The sequence below is a fragment of the Streptococcus anginosus genome (assembly GCF_900636475.1).
Lineage (GTDB): Bacteria > Bacillota > Bacilli > Lactobacillales > Streptococcaceae > Streptococcus > Streptococcus anginosus.
Window position 1 is genome coordinate 402,202 of record NZ_LR134283.1, and the last position, 16,796, is coordinate 418,997.

The following is a 16,796-nucleotide window of genomic DNA, read 5'->3' on the forward strand; positions in this document are numbered from 1 at the left end:
GTTTTTTCAAACGTTTATGGGGAAGAAATAAAGTAAAGATTTTCTTTTCTAGTTTAGCTTATGAGTGATTTTTGTTATAATAGAGTCATTGACTTTGAAAGAGGAAAAAAGATGAATCCCTTATTAACTGGTATGAATGACCGTCAGGCGGAGGCGGTTCAAACAACAGAAGGACCTTTGCTGATTATGGCAGGAGCTGGGTCTGGAAAAACACGTGTTTTAACCCACCGTATTGCCTATTTGATTGATGAAAAGTTAGTCAATCCTTGGAATATCTTGGCGATCACCTTTACCAATAAGGCTGCTCGAGAAATGAAGGAGCGGGCATTTTCCTTAAATCCAGCAACAGAAGATTGCTTGATTGCGACTTTTCACTCGATGTGCGTGCGGATTTTGCGTAGGGAAGCTGACCATATCGGCTATAATCGTAATTTTACGATTGTCGATCCTGGCGAGCAGCGAACTTTGATGAAGCGTATTCTCAAAACACTCAATTTAGATCCTAAAAAGTGGAATGAACGGACTATTCTAGGTACTATTTCCAATGCGAAAAATGATTTGATTGATGAAGTGGCCTATGCAGCTTTAGCAGGAGACATGTATACAGAGATTGTGGCGAAGTGCTATGAGATGTACCAAAAAGAACTCCGTCAGTCAGAAGCGATGGACTTTGATGACTTAATCATGCTGACCTTGCGCCTTTTTGATAAAAATCCAGATGTGTTGACTTATTACCAGCAGCGCTATCAATACATCCATGTGGACGAGTATCAAGATACGAACCACGCTCAGTACCAACTAGTTAAACTGTTGGCTTCACGCTTTAAAAATATCTGTGTAGTTGGTGATGCCGACCAGTCTATTTATGGCTGGCGAGGTGCTGATATGCAAAATATCTTGGATTTTGAAAAGGATTATCCTGAAGCTAAAGTTGTTCTTTTGGAAGAAAATTATCGCTCAACTAAGACCATTCTGCAAGCTGCTAATGATGTGATCAAAAACAACCGCAACCGCCGTCCAAAGAATCTCTGGACACAAAATGCTGATGGTGAAGATATTGTTTATTATCGGGCTAATGATGAGCAAGACGAAGCTCTCTTTGTAGCTAAAACCATTGATGAACTATCTAGCACATCTGACTATGTCTATCGGGATTTTGCTGTTCTTTACCGAACCAACGCCCAATCTCGGAATATTGAGGAAGCTCTCCTCAAAGCTAATATTCCTTACACCATGGTGGGGGGGACTAAGTTTTATAGCCGTAAGGAAATTCGGGATGTCATCAGCTATCTCAATCTTATTGCTAACACTAGCGACAACATTAGTTTTGAGCGCGTGGTCAATGAGCCCAAGCGGGGAGTCGGACCGGGTACAGTGGAGAAAATTCGTAATTTTGCAGCTGGTCAAGAGATGTCTCTTTTGGATGCTTCTTCGCAGATTATGCTCTCACTTGTTAAGGGGAAAGCTGCTCAGGCTGTTTTTGACTTTGCCAATCTCATTTTGAATCTGCGCGAGCAATTGGACGAATTGACCGTGACAGAATTGGTAGAGCTGGTGCTTGAAAGGACTGGTTACACCGAGCAATTAGTAGCTCAAGCTACGCTGGAAAGTCAGGCTCGGATTGAAAATATCGAAGAATTTCTTTCTGTTACTAAGAATTTTGACGAAGATTCAGAAAATGATACTGAAGAGACTGGTTTAGACAGACTTAGCCGTTTTCTCAATGATTTGGCTTTGATTGCGGATACAGATGATGGTGATCAGGAAAGTTCGGAAGTGACACTTATGACACTGCATGCTGCCAAGGGGTTAGAATTTCCAGTGGTTTTCATTATCGGTATGGAAGAAAATGTCTTCCCACTTAGTCGCGCGGCTGAAGATGAAGACGAGCTAGAGGAAGAGCGTCGATTGGCTTATGTTGGAATTACTCGTGCTGAAAAAGTCTTGTTCCTAACCAATGCAAACTCGCGCCTACTATACGGAAAAACCAACTACAATCGTCCAACTCGTTTTCTCAATGAAATTAGCTCAAGCTTGCTAGATTATCAAGGCTTGGCTCGACCTGCTAATACATCCTTTAAAGCTTCCTATGTGAATGGCAAAGCTGTTCAGTTTGGTCAAGGAATGAGTCTCGCTCAAGCATTACAAGAACGCAAGCGGCAAGCTGCACCGAGCAGCATTTCCTCTAGCCAGTTGCCATTTGGTAAGAATGTAGCTGCTAATCAGCCGACTATTGATTGGGCTATCGGTGATATTGCTCACCATAAAAAATGGGGAGACGGAACGGTATTGGAAGTGTCAGGCAGCGATAGTAGCCAAGAATTGAAAATCAATTTCCCAGAGGTTGGATTAAAGAAACTGTTGGCAAGTGTTGCACCAATTGAGAAAAAGTGAAATCTAAGGGACTACTGCGATGAAATATTCCATTGAAGCCTGGATTTATAACCCGATTGCTAAGGAAATTTTGCTCTTAAAAGTTAAAACTGAACAACTTTCTTTCTGGCAACCGATTACTGGTGGCATTGAAAATGGTGAAAGTTCTGAAATAGCTTGTATTCGTGAGATTTTTGAAGAAACTGGACTGGAAATCGAGCTAACAAAACTGTTGCAAGTCGGTCATCACACAGTTGTTATTGATGAAGACTTGACCATTTTTAAAACACTTTTTCTTGTGGAAACAAAGCAAAAAGATATTCGTATTTCTGATGAGCACATTGATTTTATGTGGACAGAAGTTAAAAAGGTGCCTGATATATTATACTGGCAGAGCAATCAAGAGACTTTTCAAAAGATTTTAGAGAAATTGAGATAAGGTGTTCATGGAAAGGCACGGTCTATGACAGAGAGTAGATTATTTAGAATAGTGTATGTTCTTTTAGAAAGGGATAACGTTACAGCGAAGGAGCTGGCAGAACAATTTGAAGTATCTGTTAGAACGATTTATCGAGATGTTGACCGACTTAGCAGCGCAGGTATTCCAATTTACACGACACAAGGCAGAGACGGAGGCATTCGACTGACGGAGGATTTTGTCCTAAATAGTTCTTTGCTTAATCAATCGGAAAAAGAGCAACTGTTGGTTGCTTTACAAGGATTAGGGGTTACGGGTCTTCTGCATGAAAACGAGCTTTTGACCAAACTATCGGCTTTATTTAAATTGAACCAACCAAACTGGATAGAAGTAGATTTTACCAGCTGGTCCAATAGCAAGAAATATGAAGAGCTATTTCAGAATTTGAAAAATGCAATCATCAGAAAGCAAGTGATTTCCTTTTCGTATGTTAGCAACAAAGAAGAGTGCACCCAGCGTCAAGCAAAACCAGTCCGCCTGCTTTTTAAAGGACAATCCTGGTATCTTTATGCATTTTGCTTAGTCCGAAATGATTTTCGTTATTTTAAACTTTCTCGCATAAGCCAGCTAAAGCTTTTACCACAACATTTTGCAGATAACTTTGACAATGTTAGCTTGGGAAAAGAAGCGCGATTAGAAGAGGTCGTACGAGTCAAGCTGAAATTTAATAAAAAAGTTGCTTTTAGAGTATATGATGAACTGGATTGTCCAGTCAAAGAAGATGAGCAAGGAAACTTGTACGCAGAGATAGAAATTCCGAATGACTATAGTCTGTACTGCTATATTTTTTCTTTTGGAGACAATGTGGAAGTGCTGGAGCCAACAAAGATTCGTGAGCAAATAACAGAAATGATTGAACGTATGGCACAAAAATATAAAAACTGATAGCAGTGTCTATTTTTTCAAGCTACAATGAAGTTGGGGCAAAAGTGCTCAGCCTCCTTTGTTTATATAGTCAAAATTATAAGACGCAGTAGTTTGGAGAAGCTCTATTGACTTTCGTCAATGTAGAGTTTCCTATGCACAATTGATTGGCACTAAAGTGCCTAATCAATCACTGCTGAGTGGACTCAAATATGTTGATAAATCAAGTTTTACAGCTCTTTTGACGTCAAGCTTCATTCCAAGCTCGAAAGGTTCCCCAAACCTTTCGAGCTATGCGGAGGTGGGACGATGAAATCAAGTTTCTACGAAACTACTGATTTCTGTCTCACTTTTTTATTTTTGTTTGACATTAGAATTGTCAGAATTTATAATATAAGTATAAATTAAATAACAGCAGTGTCAGCATATCATGAATTGTTTGACTAGGGTTCTTTATTCGTTTTTTAGGAGAAAGAAGGGATTTGTATGAAGAAAAAGTCGGTTGTATCTTGGATACTGGAATTTGTCTCTCTTCATAAATTTTATTTTATTGTTAGTCTTGTTTTTGCCTTTTTATCTGTTTTATACGGATTTTTGCCTTATTTTTTTGTAGGAAATATCATCAATCAGCTCTTACAAGGCAATCGAGATTGGAATTTTTATGTCCTTCAGTCCATTTGGATAGGACTGGCATGGATTGCGCATTGGGGTTTTCATGGGGTTTCGACGCTCTTATCTCACACAGCAACTTTTAAGATTTTAGCAGAAATGCGCTATCATCTGACAGAGAAATTGGCAAAATTGCCTCTGGGAACGGTTTTAAATCAATCTTCTGGAACTTACAAAAATATCATTGTTGAGCGAGTGGATGCCACAGAAGTAACTTTGGCACACTTAATTCCTGAGTTTACATCTGGGCTATTTGGTCCCTTTATTATCTTAATTGCCATGTTAGTGATTGATTGGCGCCTAACCATGCTTTCGCTTCTGACAATCCCGATTGTTATCTTAGCTTATGGGAATATGCTACGCAAGAGCGAAGGTGATTTTGAAAATACAGTCGAGAAAACAAAGAAACTCAATGATACAGCAGTAGAATACATCAATGGGATTGAAGTCATCAAGGTTTTTGGAAAAGAGAAATTTTCTTACGATAAATTTGTCAGGGCTGCCAAAGAAGGAGCTGATTGCTTTATTGAATGGATGCGTAAATGCGTAGTTGAAATGGGCATTGTTACAGCTTTCTTGCCGTCTGGTTTGCTTTTCTTACTCCCTTTTGGAACTCTCTTTTACCTTCAAGGTAGCCTAACAGCTAGTAACTTTATTTTACTAATCATTCTGTCTCTTAGCCTTTTGACGCCGTTTATTTTAGTGGCTTCCTATATGGATGATTTACGGAAAATTGCGACAATCTTTGGTGAAGTGATTGCTATTTTGGAAAAACCTGATTTGCCTCGTCCGACAGAATTAACGGACATTCCAAAAGGAACAGAACTTCAAATGACAGATGTTAGCTTTGGTTATTCAGATAAGGAAGAAGTATTGCATAGTATTTCCTTAACGATTGAGCCTGATACAGTAACTGCTCTTGTCGGCCCTTCTGGCTCAGGGAAATCTACGATTGCTAAACTTATAGCTTCTTTCTGGGATGTCAATTCTGGTAGTATTACCTTTGGTGGCGTAGATCTTCGAAACCTACCTCTTGATTATTACAGTCGTCAGATTGCTTATGTCACACAGGATAATTACCTTTTTGATGAAACGATTATGGAAAATATTCGTATGGGTAATTCCGCTGCTTCAGACGAAGACGTGATTGACATTGCTCGCAAGTGCGGCTGCTATGATTTTATTAGTAATTTAGAAAATGGTTTTGAGACCCGTGTTGGAACTGGTGGTAATCATTTATCTGGTGGAGAACGACAACGGATTGCAATTGCACGAGCTATGCTGAAAAACGCACCAGTCATTATTTTGGATGAGGCAACGGCTTATACCGATCCTGAAAATGAAGCTCTCATTCAGTCTAGTTTAGCTCGTTTGATAGAAGGTCGTACGCTTCTGGTCATTGCTCACCGTCTTTCAACGATTGCAAGTGCAGATCAGATTGTCGTAGTTAATGACGGACGTATTGAGGCAAAAGGAAAACATGCAGATTTGCAGAAGACTTGTCCGCTTTATGCTTCTATGTGGCAAGCTCATATAGCAGTAAAAGATAGCGATAAAATGACGGAAGGAGGATTGGCAGATGCTTAGTACATTGAAAAAATTCTTTGATTTTTGTACGGAAGAAGATCGTAAAAAATTCTATACTTCTGTTTGTTTAGGGGTTTTAAAAGCCTTTATCGTTGCTTTTCGGATTCCAGCTATTGGGTTGGTTGTTATGGCTATCATTAACAATGATGTTTCTATGCAGACTGTAGGGCTCTCTCTTGGAATGATGCTCTTGTCTGTTATTCTTAATATTTTGATTAGCCTGAAAGTTACGATGTTGCAGACAGAAGCGGGCTATCATACATGTACTCATAAGCGGATTGAAATTGCTGAACACATGCGCTACCTGCCAATGGGGTATTTTAATCAAAATAGTCTGGGACAAATTACCAGCGTTACAACCAATACACTTGAAAGTCTAGCAGATGTTGCTACTCGGGTTGTTATGATGACGTTGGAAGGATTCCTAACGGCAGGAACTATTACGGTTTTTGTATTTATCTACGATTGGCGAATTGGTTTAATCTTGTTGGCAGGATTGATACTGTTTCTCTTGCCAAATGGATTGATGCGTTGGCAAGCTGGGAATGTATCAGAAGCTAAACAACAAGCTGATACAGATTTGGTAGCAATTGTACTGGAATACAGTCAAGGGATTGCGGAAGTAAAGAACTATAATATTGTTCAATCATCTGCTAAAAAGCTATCGCATGCTATTGAGAATAAAAGGCATTTAGATACAAAGTTGACTTGGGTTACCTCGCCTTATATCGCCCTGCAAGGGATAATTACCAAGCTGACTGGAACGATTATGGGAGCGTTCTCTATTTACTTTTACCTAAAAGGCAGTATGAACCTTTTGATTTGTATCATGATGCTCATCAGTGCTTTCATGATTTATGAAAGTCTGGATGGAGTTGGTAGCTTTTCTTCTCTTCTTCGAATTGTTGATTTGTCAGTTGATATGGTCAATAAAGTTTTGTCGATTAAACCAATGGATATTAGCGGAAAAGATTTGCAGTCAAAAACCAGCAATATCAAGCTGAATCATGTCAATTTTTCCTATGAGAGTAAGAAAATTATTGATGATGTATCGTTGGATATTCCAGAAAAGACGACGACAGCTCTTGTGGGACCCTCTGGCTCTGGAAAGACAACTCTTTGCAATCTCATTGCTCGTTTTTGGGATATAGAAAATGGCAGCATCAGCTTAGATGGTCATGATGTAAAAGAATACAGCTATGACAGCCTTATTCGTAATTTCAGTTTTGTTTTTCAAACGGTCTATCTGTTTGAAGGTACCATTGAAAATAACATTAAATTTGGAAAGCCAGATGCCAGTCATGAAGAAGTTGTCGCTGCTGCGAAAAAGGCTGCTTGTCATGACTTTATCCTGTCTTTGCCAGAGGGGTATCAGACTAAGATTGGTGAAGGCGGAGCCAGTCTCTCTGGTGGAGAACGGCAGCGGATTTCCATTGCTCGTGCCATTATCAAGGACGCTCCAATTATCATTTTGGACGAAGCAACAGCTAATGTCGACCCTGAAAATGAAGAAGCACTCATGCAGGCTATTCATTCTTTGACAAAGGATAAGACTATTATTATGATTGCTCATCGACTAAAAACGGTAGAACGTGCCGATCAAATTGTTGTTCTTGATAAAGGACGCATTGTTGAGCAAGGAAAACACCGAGAGCTGCTTGCCAAAAAAGGCTTGTACAGTAGATTTATTCAGGAAAGACGCAGTGCTGCCAGTTGGCGGATAGAGACTTAATTTAAAAAAAGATCGTTGTTCAAATATGCAACGGTCTTTTTATATTTAAGCTGTTGATTTAAAATAACCATAAGAAATGGTATAATAAGATGTTATAAAGAACGATCAATGAAGAGGTATCCATGAACGAAATCAAATGTCCCAACTGCGGGGAAGTCTTTACAGTCAACGAAAGTCAGTACAGCGAGCTTCTGGCTCAGGTGCGGACGACAGAATTTGACAAGGAAATCCATGCTCGAATTGAGCAGGCGTTAGCTTTAGAAAAACAAAAAGCACAGAATGAGCAACAGCAGGTCTTAAGTCAGAAAGAATCTGAAATCCAGGAACTCAAGGCGACTATTTCCAATTTTGAATCCCAAAAAGAGCTAATCAAAAAGAATACAGAGCAGGCTTTGTCTGGAAAACTATCGGATAAAGAAAAAGAATTGGTAGAGCTACAAGCCCAACTAGACCGTCTTCGACTGGAACACCAAAATGAACTGCAAGCTTCGCTGACAAATATTGAAAAAGAACGCGACCAAATCCAAAACCAGCTTTTGTTGCAAGAGAAAGAAAATGAATTATCCCTTGCATCTGTTAAACAAAATTATGAAGCACAACTTAAGACGGCCAATGAGCAAGTAGAATTTTACAAGAACTTTAAAGCACAACAGTCTACTAAGGCGATTGGAGAGAGCTTAGAACACTACGCTGAAAGCGAATTTAACAAGGTTCGCAGTTTTGCCTTTCCAAATGCTTACTTTGAGAAGGATAATCAGGTTTCTGCACGAGGATCCAAAGGGGATTTCATTTTCCGTGAGTGTGATGAAAACGGAGTAGAAATCATTTCTATCATGTTTGAAATGAAAAATGAAGCGGACGGTACGGAGAAGAAGCATAAAAACGCTGATTTTTACAAAGAATTGGATAAGGACCGCAGGGAAAAGAAATGCGAGTATGCTGTATTGGTAAGCATGCTAGAAGCAGATAATGATTATTTCAACACTGGCATTGTTGATGTTAGCCATGAGTATGAAAAAATGTATGTGGTTCGTCCTCAATTTTTTATCCAGCTCATTGGGCTTTTACGAAATGCTGCGCTCAATTCTCTTAAATACAAGCAGGAGCTGGCTCTGGTTCGGGAGCAAAATATTGACATTACCCACTTTGAAGATGATTTAGAAACCTTTAAAGTAGCCTTTGCTAAAAATTATAATTCAGCTTCTAAGAATTTCAATAAGGCAATCGAAGAAATTGACAAAGCCATTAAGCGAATGGAAGCAGTCAAACAGGCACTTCAGACATCAGACAATCAACTGCGCCTCGCCAACAATAAACTGGATGACGTCTCCGTTAAGAAACTGACCCGCAAAAATCCAACTATGAAAGCTAAGTTTGAGGCGTTGAAGAACGACTAGGAGGAAACGATGCAGATACGACAAGCAATCTTGAAAGACATAGAAGCCTTGCTCCCCCTCTATGAAGATTTAGGCTATCCGACGACTGCTTCTAGTCTGACTAGATATTTGAATACAGCTTCATTACGGCTCTTGTGGGGCTGAAAGAAATAAAAAATTTAATCAACTACTAATAGAATTTTTAGCAGAATAAGGAATCAATGAACGGAATTATTAATTTAAAAAAGGAAGCGGGGATGACCTCGCATGATGCGGTATTTAAGCTGCGCAAAATTTTAGGAACTAAAAAAATCGGTCATGGTGGTACTTTGGACCCAGATGTGGTGGGTGTCTTGCCCATTGCAGTCGGAAAGGCAACGCGATTAGTAGAATTTATGCAGGATGAAGGCAAAATCTATGAGGGAGAAGTTACTTTAGGTTTTTCGACAACGACAGAGGATGCCAGTGGAGAACAGGTGGCTTTCAGTCCTGTGACGGAAATGTTGGATGAAAAATTAGTGGATCAAGTCATTGCCAGTATGGTTGGAGAACAGACTCAAGTGCCGCCTATGTACTCGGCTGTCAAGGTCAATGGGCGAAAACTCTATAAGTATGCTCGATCTGGAGAGACAGTAGAGCGACCGAAGCGTCAGGTGATAATTTACAACTTTGAGCGGACAGGAGCTATTGTCTATGAAAGTGACTTGGCACGTTTTCCTTTTCGAGTTAAATGCAGCAAGGGGACTTATGTGCGAACGTTGGCAGTTGATTTAGGAGCGAAATTAGGATATGCTTCCCACATGTCTCAACTGACTCGCACTTCTGCAGCTGGCATGGCTTTGGAAGAAGCTTTGACTTTAGCAGAAATTGATGAGAAGGTGAATAAAGGAGACTTTTCATTTTTGCAGCCCATTGAATTTGGCATAGGAGATTTACCTAAGGTAAACCTTACGGAAGAGCAGGTTGAAGAAGTGCGATTTGGACGCTTTATTCATATAGATACCAAGGCAGAACAGGTGGCTGGCTTTTATCAAGAGAAATTACAAGCCATTTTAGAAAAGCGCGACAAAGAATATAAACCTAGAAAAGTATTTCTTTAAAATTTTGTGATAAAATAGATAAATGATGAAAACGATTAGAATTAAAAATGAAAAAGACATTCAGCAAATTGAACACACAGTATTAGTGCTAGGGTATTTTGACGGGTTACATAAAGGACATCAAGCTTTGTTTGCTGAAGCGAGAAAAATGGCAGCAGAAAAGCATTTGAAGATTGCAGTGCTGACATTTCCAGAATCTCCCAAATTGGCCTTTGTACGCTACCAGCCTTCTTTAATGCTTCATTTGACTAGTCCAGAAGATCGCTTGCAGCAAATGGAAAATCTTGGTGTAGACTACCTTTATTTGATTGATTTCACCAGCCAGTTTGCTCGTAATACGGCTGAACAATTTTTTACAAAATACGTCTCGCGTTTGAAAGCAAAAGTTGTCATTGCGGGATTTGATTACCATTTTGGTTCAGATCGAGGCAATGCAGAAGATTTGGAGAAACTATTTGACGGACAAGTTATCGTAGTTCCTTCTGTAAATTTCAATGGAGAAAAAGTTAGTTCAACTCGCATTCGAGAAACAGTACTAGCAGGAAATGTCGCCGAAAGCAATCAATTGTTAGGCTATTCGTTATCCACTAGAGGAATTGTCGTTCATGGCAATGCAAGAGGGCGAACGATTGGCTATCCAACAGCAAATCTTGCTCCGCTAGATCGGGTTATTTTACCAGCCGATGGTGTCTATGTGGTTGATGTGGAACACGATGGAAAGATGTATCGCGGGATGGCTAGCGTCGGCAAAAATGTCACTTTTGAAGGAGATGAACTTCGTTTTGAAGCCAATATTTTTGAGTTTTCACAAGATATTTACGGTGATACTATTCGTATTTTTTGGTTGGATAAAATTCGAGATATGGTAAAATTCGACAATGTGGACGAACTAGTCAAACAATTGCAAGCAGATGAGGAAATCGCAAGATATTGGATTCCTGAAAATGATAACCACTAAATCATGTATTAAGCTTCTTATTTTTCCTAAAAAAATAGGAGAAAATTTGTAAAAATACCTAGTAATCTTACATAAAATTTAGTATAATGATAACAGTTACAAATAATAAGAAGAGAAATGCATGGTTACACTATTTTTATCACCGAGTTGTACAAGTTGTCGCAAGGCGCGTGCATGGCTATCCAATCATGAAGTTCCTTTTGAGGAGCACAATATCATGACTAGCCCACTGTCTGCACCAGAATTGCAACATATCCTTTCTCTGACGGAGAATGGGACAGATGACATTATTTCAACTCGTTCAAAAATTTTTCAAAAATTAAATTTAGATATTGAAAGTTTATCAATTTCCGAATTGCTTCGTCTAATTGAGGAAAATCCAAGTCTTTTACGTCGCCCGATTATTCTGGAAGACAAGCGAATGCAAATTGGATTTAACGAAGACGAAATCCGTGCGTTTTTGCCTCGTGGTTATCGTAAACAAGAATTGCGCGATGCAACTTTGAGAGCTGAGATTGAATAATATGAATAAAAATTATCGTTACCCACTAGACATGTCGTGGAGCACTGAAGAGCTTGCTTCAGTGCTTTCTTTTTTGAATGATGTTGAGCAGGCTTATGAAGCGAAAATAGCAGCAGAAAAGATATTGGCATCTTATGAACAATTCAAAAAAATTGTTCCAAGCAAGGCTGAAGAAAAGCGTATCGGACGTGAGTTTGAAGCAGTTAGTGGCTATTCTCTCTATCGAGTTGTTCAAGCTGCAAAACTAAAGGAGAAAGGAACGTTTTCTCTTGGAAAAGAAATTTAATTTTGCCAAGCAAATTGTACTGAATGCGGCTTCTTATATCAAAGAGCATTTGAATGATCAGTTGCAAATTGAGACCAAGTCCAGTCCGACTGATTTGGTAACTCAAATGGACAAAGAAGTTCAAGATAATTTAGTAACCTGGATTTTAGAAGCTTATCCTGCAGATCACATTTTAGCTGAGGAAAATGGCTTACGACATTCTATTTCAGATGGCAATGTTTGGGTCATTGATCCTATTGACGGCACGAATAACTTTGTAGCACAAAAAGCAGATTTTGCTGTTGTTCTGGCTTATTTTGAAAATGGAATTGGTCAATTTGGTATCATTTATGATGTGATAGGAGATAAGTTGTATCACGGCGGTGGTCAATTTGATGTCTATTGCAATGAGCAGAAATTGCCTCCTTACCAAGATCGCCCTTTAAATCAATTTTTAATGGCATCAAATGCTGGGATTTTTGAGCGCAATGATTGGGGAATTGCGGATTTGGCGAAAGAAACTTTAGGAGTTCGAGTGTACGGAAGTGCTGCAATCAGCTTTAGTAAGGTTTTGTCAGGTCAACTGTTGACCTATATTTCCTATATTTGGCCTTGGGATTATGCTGCTGCTTCCATTATGGGCGATAAGTTGGGCTATACTACTTTGACATTTGCTGGTGAGCAACCTGATTTTAAAAGCCGTCAGGGGATTATGATGATTCCAACTATGAAATTGGACGAAATTAAAAAATACATATATCGAAAGCGAGAGGATTAGATGAATTTTCCAAAAGGATTTGAAGAAAAGTACAACAATCTTTTGGGAGAGGAGGCTCCCTCTTTTTTTCTAACTTTCGATGAGGAGCCAGTTTCCGCTTTTCGGGTCAATCCATTAAAAGAGCAGCAAAAAACTTTTCCAAATCCTATTCCAAATACGAACTGGGGTTATTATGGAAAAGTTTCTGGAAAATCAATAGAGCATGTCACAGGATTAGTCTATTCACAAGAACCTGCTGCACAAATGGTTGCCCAAGCTGCAGCGCCACAACAGAATATGAAAGTACTTGATTTGGCAGCAGCGCCGGGTGGAAAATCCACTCATCTATTGTCATACTTGAACAACACAGGCCTTCTTGTTTCCAATGAAATCAATCCAAAACGATCTAAAGTGTTAGTAGAAAATATTGAGCGATTTGGAGCGAGAAATGTTGTGGTGATAAATGAATCTGCTGATAGGTTAAGCCAAGTTTTTCAAGGTTATTTTGATTTGATTGTCTTAGATGCACCTTGCTCTGGTGAAGGAATGTTTAGAAAGCAGCCAGAGGCAATGGAGTATTGGAGTGAATCTTATCCTGCTCAATGTGCACAGCTTCAACGTGAGATATTGGAAGATACGATAAAAATGTTGGCGACGAATGGTGAGTTGATTTACTCCACTTGTACTTGGGCACCAGAAGAAAATGAAAAAATAGTTGACTGGCTGTTAGAAAATTATCCACTTGAATTAGTTGAAATTCCAAAAATCAATGGCATGGTGGCTGGTATTCAGTTTTCGGAAACAGCACGCATGTATCCTCACCATTTCAAAGGGGAAGGGCAATTTGTTGCAAAATTTCGTTTTTGTGGTGAGCAGTCAGCTAAAAAGACAAAGACAAGAAAAAGCTGTTTGACATCGGAGCAGAAGATGTTGTGGAAAGAGTTTCAAAGAGAACATCTTGCCATAGAGCTAACTGGAGAGTTACAGACTTTTGGTGAACATTTATATCTATTGCCACCAGGTCTTCCAGATCTATCGAAACTTAAAATTGCCAGAAATGGTTTGCACCTAGGTGTTTTTAAGAAAAAACGATTTGAACCGAGTTTTGCTTTGGGACTGACTTTAAAACCAAGTGAAGTAAAGCACATAATTGAAATTGATGAAGAGCAGTTTAAAAAGTACGTTGCTGGGGAGACAGTCAATCTCCATCAGAACACTGCAAATGGTTGGTATCAAGTTGTTGTCCAAGGTAATGGTTTAGGGTTTGCAAAAGTGACTGGAAATATTCTGAAAAATTATTTTCCAAAAGGCCTGAGATTTCAATAAAAAATCTTTCCAAATGTCTAAAGATATGCTATAGTGAGATTAGATGTGAAAAGATTAGGGAAATCTTAGAATGAAAATGCTTTCACATCTGAAAAGGAGTTTCATGTGATTAAACACAAAAAAATACTTTGGGCAGTCACTCTCGTGATTTGCAGCATTGGTCTTTCAGCCTGTTCTTCCTGGATTAACCGCGGTGAGGCGATAACAGCAGTTGGCTCAACAGCTCTACAACCGTTGGTTGAAGCAGTTGTGGATAGATACACCGAGGAAAATCCGAAAAAAATTGTAAATGTGCAAGGTGGAGGATCGGGAACTGGATTATCACAAGTCCAATCCGGTGCAGTAGATATTGGAAATAGCGATTTATTTGCAGAAGAAAAAAGTGGTATCAATGCTAAGGCTTTAGTTGATCATCAGGTCGCTGTTGCAGGTACTGCTATCATAGCAAATAAAGGGATTAAGATAAACAACTTAACCACAGAGCAGCTATGTAAAATTTTTACCGGAGAATACACCAATTGGAAGCAAGTTGGTGGTCAAGATTTGGAAATTACCATCATCAACCGTGCCGTTGGTTCTGGTAGTCGAGCAGTTTTTGATAGTGTTATTATGAATGGCAAAGAAGCCAAGCAGGCGCAGGAGCAGGATTCTAACGGAATGGTCAAAACAATTGTTTCACAGACTCCAGGTGCCATTTCTTACTTAGCTTTTTCTTATGTGGACACGAGTGTGAAAAGTTTAAACTTGAATGGCTACAAGCCAACGAAGAAGAATGTGACAACGAACAACTGGCCTATTTGGTCTTATGAGCACATGTATACTAAGGGAGAACCTAACAAATTAGCTAAAAAATTTCTAGAGTATATGATGACAGCAGAAGTCCAAAATAATATTGTTGGTAAAATGGGTTACATTCCTATCAACGATATGAAGGTTACTCGTAGTCTTGACGGAACTATCAGCTCAAAGTAAAAGAAAGAATTTAGGAATAACATGAACGAAGTAGCAAAAAAAATGCTGACAAAGTCAAAAAACTCTCGTTTAGAAACATTTGGAAAAACCATTACTTTTCTTTGCATGAGTTTAATTGTTTTTGTCGTTGCAATGATTTTATTATTTGTAGCGGAGAAAGGACTTTCGACTTTCTTTGTTAATAAAGTAAACATCTTCAGTTTTCTTTTTGGAACAAGGTGGAATCCATCCGGTAAGGAATTCGGTGCTTTACCAATGATTCTGGGCTCTTTCCTCGTAACTCTCCTATCAGCTTTATTGGCAACACCATTTGCAATTGGAGCAGCTGTTTTTATGACGGAGGTTTCCCCTAAAGGCTCAAAAATTCTACAACCAGCTATTGAACTTCTAGTCGGAATTCCATCGGTTGTGTATGGATTTATTGGATTACAGGTAGTTGTTCCCTTTGTTCGCAGTATCTTTGGTGGAACAGGTTTTGGAATCTTATCAGGAATTTTTGTTCTTTTTGTCATGATTTTACCAACGGTGACCTTTATGACAACAGATAGCCTGCGTGCTGTACCGCGGCATTATCGAGAAGCTAGTATGGCAATGGGAGCGACTCGTTGGCAAACGATTTGGCGTGTGACGCTAAAAGCAGCTCGCTCAGGTATTTTTACGGCTATTGTCTTTGGAATGGCTCGTGCCTTTGGTGAAGCTTTGGCGATTCAAATGGTTGTCGGAAATTCAGCGGTTATCCCAACTTCTCTGACAACACCTGCTGCAACCTTGACCTCTATTTTAACAATGGGCATTGGAAATACCGTTATGGGAACCGTTAATAACAATGTCTTGTGGTCGCTTGCTCTGGTTCTGCTTTTGATGAGTTTAGCCTTCAATACTGTGATTAAATTGATTACAAAGGAAAGAGGTAAGAAGAACTATGCACGCTAAAAAGATGGATAAATTAGCAACAGGCGTCCTCTATACCATTGCAGGAATCATTGTTGCTATTCTTGCTTCCTTGATTTTGTACATTTTAGTAAGGGGCTTACCTCATGTTTCGTGGAAATTCTTGACGGGACAATCGTCTTCCTACCAAGCGGGCGGCGGAATTGGAATTCAGCTCTATAATTCATTGTTTCTGTTAGTTATCACCTTGATTATTTCCATTCCTCTATCAATGGGAGCAGGGATTTACTTATCTGAGTATGCAAAAAAAGGTCCGGTAACAGATTTTGTCAGAACCTGTATTGAAATTTTATCATCCCTGCCCTCTGTTGTTGTGGGTCTCTTTGGATATTTGATTTTTGTTATTCAATTTCAATATGGTTTTTCAATCATTTCTGGTGCTTTGGCTTTGACTGTATTTAATCTGCCACAAATGACACGTAGTGTCGAAGATAGCTTACAGCATGTGCATCATACACAGCGCGAAGCTGGGCTTGCACTTGGCATCTCTCGCTGGGAAACGATTGTCCATGTCGTCGTTCCAGAAGCGTTACCAAGTATTGTGACGGGGATTGTCCTAGCTTCTGGGCGTATTTTTGGGGAAGCCGCTGCGCTTATCTATACAGCAGGTCAGTCTGCCCCAGCACTTGACTGGTCAAATTGGAATATTTTCAGTGTAACTAGCCCAATTTCTGTTTTCCGTCAGGCTGAAACTTTGGCTGTTCACATTTGGAAAGTCAATAGTGAAGGAACGATTCCTGATGCAGTAGAAGTGTCAGCTGGATCAGCAGCAGTACTTCTTATCTTTATTTTAATCTTTAACCTTGGAGCTCGTAAGCTCGGAAGTTACCTGCATAAGAAATTAACATCTGCCTAAAAGGAGAAG

The 16,796-nt window shown here is 39.3% G+C and carries 15 protein-coding genes and 1 pseudogene; all 16 read left to right on the forward strand.

Features of this window, described 5'->3' with window-relative positions; all coding sequences use genetic code 11:
• Positions 1 to 111: 111 nt before the first annotated feature.
• The 16 genes and pseudogenes from pcrA (at position 112) to pstA (ending at position 16,787) form a co-directional block, all read left to right on the forward strand.
• Positions 112 to 2,394, forward strand: a complete 2,283-nt coding sequence (gene pcrA, locus EL079_RS01990; protein WP_003032568.1) for a DNA helicase PcrA — start codon at positions 112 to 114, stop codon at positions 2,392 to 2,394.
• Positions 2,395 to 2,413: 19 nt separating this feature from the next.
• Positions 2,414 to 2,812, forward strand: coding sequence for an NUDIX hydrolase (locus EL079_RS01995; RefSeq protein WP_003032515.1), 399 nt, complete (start codon positions 2,414 to 2,416; stop codon positions 2,810 to 2,812).
• Between the two features lie 24 nt (positions 2,813 to 2,836).
• The gene (locus EL079_RS02000) at positions 2,837 to 3,736 is read left to right on the forward strand and encodes a helix-turn-helix transcriptional regulator (protein ID WP_018543521.1); all 900 of its coding nucleotides are present in this window, start codon (positions 2,837 to 2,839) and stop codon (positions 3,734 to 3,736) included.
• Positions 3,737 to 4,201: 465 nt separating this feature from the next.
• A complete protein-coding gene (locus EL079_RS02005) occupies positions 4,202 to 5,971 on the forward strand; it encodes an ABC transporter ATP-binding protein (protein ID WP_018543520.1) in 1,770 nt (589 codons plus the stop codon).
• Entirely contained in the window at positions 5,964 to 7,703 is a 1,740-nt protein-coding gene (locus tag EL079_RS02010) for an ABC transporter ATP-binding protein (protein WP_003032526.1), read from the forward strand. The genes EL079_RS02005 and EL079_RS02010 overlap by 8 nt, the downstream gene beginning before the upstream one ends.
• A 122-nt stretch (positions 7,704 to 7,825) precedes the next feature.
• A complete protein-coding gene (locus tag EL079_RS02015) occupies positions 7,826 to 9,100 on the forward strand; it encodes a DUF2130 domain-containing protein (protein ID WP_003032529.1) in 1,275 nt (424 codons plus the stop codon).
• Between the two features lie 9 nt (positions 9,101 to 9,109).
• Positions 9,110 to 9,251, forward strand: a pseudogene (locus tag EL079_RS09915) (GNAT family N-acetyltransferase); the annotation flags it as partial.
• 49 nt (positions 9,252 to 9,300) lie between these two features.
• On the forward strand, positions 9,301 to 10,179 hold the full coding sequence (gene truB, locus EL079_RS02020) for a tRNA pseudouridine(55) synthase TruB (protein WP_003032496.1): 879 nt from the start codon (positions 9,301 to 9,303) through the stop codon (positions 10,177 to 10,179).
• 25 nt (positions 10,180 to 10,204) lie between these two features.
• Positions 10,205 to 11,137 carry a bifunctional riboflavin kinase/FAD synthetase gene (locus EL079_RS02025; RefSeq protein WP_022524375.1) on the forward strand — a complete coding sequence of 311 codons (933 nt, stop codon included), beginning with the start codon at positions 10,205 to 10,207 and terminating at the stop codon, positions 11,135 to 11,137.
• A gap of 121 nt (positions 11,138 to 11,258) precedes the next feature.
• The gene (locus EL079_RS02030) at positions 11,259 to 11,660 is read left to right on the forward strand and encodes a Spx/MgsR family RNA polymerase-binding regulatory protein (protein ID WP_003032553.1); all 402 of its coding nucleotides are present in this window, start codon (positions 11,259 to 11,261) and stop codon (positions 11,658 to 11,660) included.
• A 1-nt stretch (position 11,661) separates the two neighbouring features.
• Positions 11,662 to 11,946, forward strand: a complete 285-nt coding sequence (locus EL079_RS02035) for a UPF0223 family protein (RefSeq protein ID WP_026248171.1) — start codon at positions 11,662 to 11,664, stop codon at positions 11,944 to 11,946.
• Positions 11,930 to 12,703, forward strand: coding sequence for an inositol monophosphatase family protein (locus tag EL079_RS02040; protein ID WP_003032523.1), 774 nt, complete (start codon positions 11,930 to 11,932; stop codon positions 12,701 to 12,703). Before EL079_RS02035 ends, EL079_RS02040 begins: the two co-directional genes overlap by 17 nt.
• Positions 12,704 to 14,008 carry an RsmF rRNA methyltransferase first C-terminal domain-containing protein gene (locus EL079_RS02045; protein ID WP_003032521.1) on the forward strand — a complete coding sequence of 435 codons (1,305 nt, stop codon included), beginning with the start codon at positions 12,704 to 12,706 and terminating at the stop codon, positions 14,006 to 14,008. It abuts the gene before it with no gap.
• Between the two features lie 105 nt (positions 14,009 to 14,113).
• Positions 14,114 to 14,980 (forward strand): phosphate ABC transporter substrate-binding protein PstS family protein, encoded by an 867-nt coding sequence (locus tag EL079_RS02050; RefSeq protein ID WP_003032534.1) that lies wholly within the window; start codon positions 14,114 to 14,116, stop codon positions 14,978 to 14,980.
• A gap of 21 nt (positions 14,981 to 15,001) precedes the next feature.
• Entirely contained in the window at positions 15,002 to 15,913 is a 912-nt protein-coding gene (gene pstC, locus EL079_RS02055) for a phosphate ABC transporter permease subunit PstC (RefSeq protein WP_003024154.1), read from the forward strand.
• Positions 15,903 to 16,787: a phosphate ABC transporter permease PstA gene (gene pstA / locus EL079_RS02060; RefSeq protein WP_003024156.1), complete on the forward strand. Its 885-nt coding sequence runs from the start codon at positions 15,903 to 15,905 to the stop codon at positions 16,785 to 16,787. The genes pstC and pstA overlap by 11 nt, the downstream gene beginning before the upstream one ends.
• Positions 16,788 to 16,796 lie beyond the last annotated feature (9 nt).

Excerpts from the sequence above, each read along its gene's own strand:
- pcrA (WP_003032568.1), top strand. The coding sequence starts at position 112 with ATGAATCCCTTATTAACTGGTATGAATGACCGTCAGGCGGAGGCGGTT.
- EL079_RS01995 (WP_003032515.1), top strand. The coding sequence starts at position 2,414 with ATGAAATATTCCATTGAAGCCTGGATTTATAACCCGATTGCTAAGGAA.
- EL079_RS02000 (WP_018543521.1), top strand. The coding sequence starts at position 2,837 with ATGACAGAGAGTAGATTATTTAGAATAGTGTATGTTCTTTTAGAAAGG.
- EL079_RS02005 (WP_018543520.1), top strand. The coding sequence starts at position 4,202 with ATGAAGAAAAAGTCGGTTGTATCTTGGATACTGGAATTTGTCTCTCTT.
- EL079_RS02010 (WP_003032526.1), top strand. The coding sequence starts at position 5,964 with ATGCTTAGTACATTGAAAAAATTCTTTGATTTTTGTACGGAAGAAGAT.
- EL079_RS02015 (WP_003032529.1), top strand. The coding sequence starts at position 7,826 with ATGAACGAAATCAAATGTCCCAACTGCGGGGAAGTCTTTACAGTCAAC.
- truB (WP_003032496.1), top strand. The coding sequence starts at position 9,301 with ATGAACGGAATTATTAATTTAAAAAAGGAAGCGGGGATGACCTCGCAT.
- EL079_RS02025 (WP_022524375.1), top strand. The coding sequence starts at position 10,205 with ATGAAAACGATTAGAATTAAAAATGAAAAAGACATTCAGCAAATTGAA.
- EL079_RS02030 (WP_003032553.1), top strand. The coding sequence starts at position 11,259 with ATGGTTACACTATTTTTATCACCGAGTTGTACAAGTTGTCGCAAGGCG.
- EL079_RS02035 (WP_026248171.1), top strand. The coding sequence starts at position 11,662 with ATGAATAAAAATTATCGTTACCCACTAGACATGTCGTGGAGCACTGAA.
- EL079_RS02045 (WP_003032521.1), top strand. The coding sequence starts at position 12,704 with ATGAATTTTCCAAAAGGATTTGAAGAAAAGTACAACAATCTTTTGGGA.
- pstC (WP_003024154.1), top strand. The coding sequence starts at position 15,002 with ATGAACGAAGTAGCAAAAAAAATGCTGACAAAGTCAAAAAACTCTCGT.
- pstA (WP_003024156.1), top strand. The coding sequence starts at position 15,903 with ATGCACGCTAAAAAGATGGATAAATTAGCAACAGGCGTCCTCTATACC.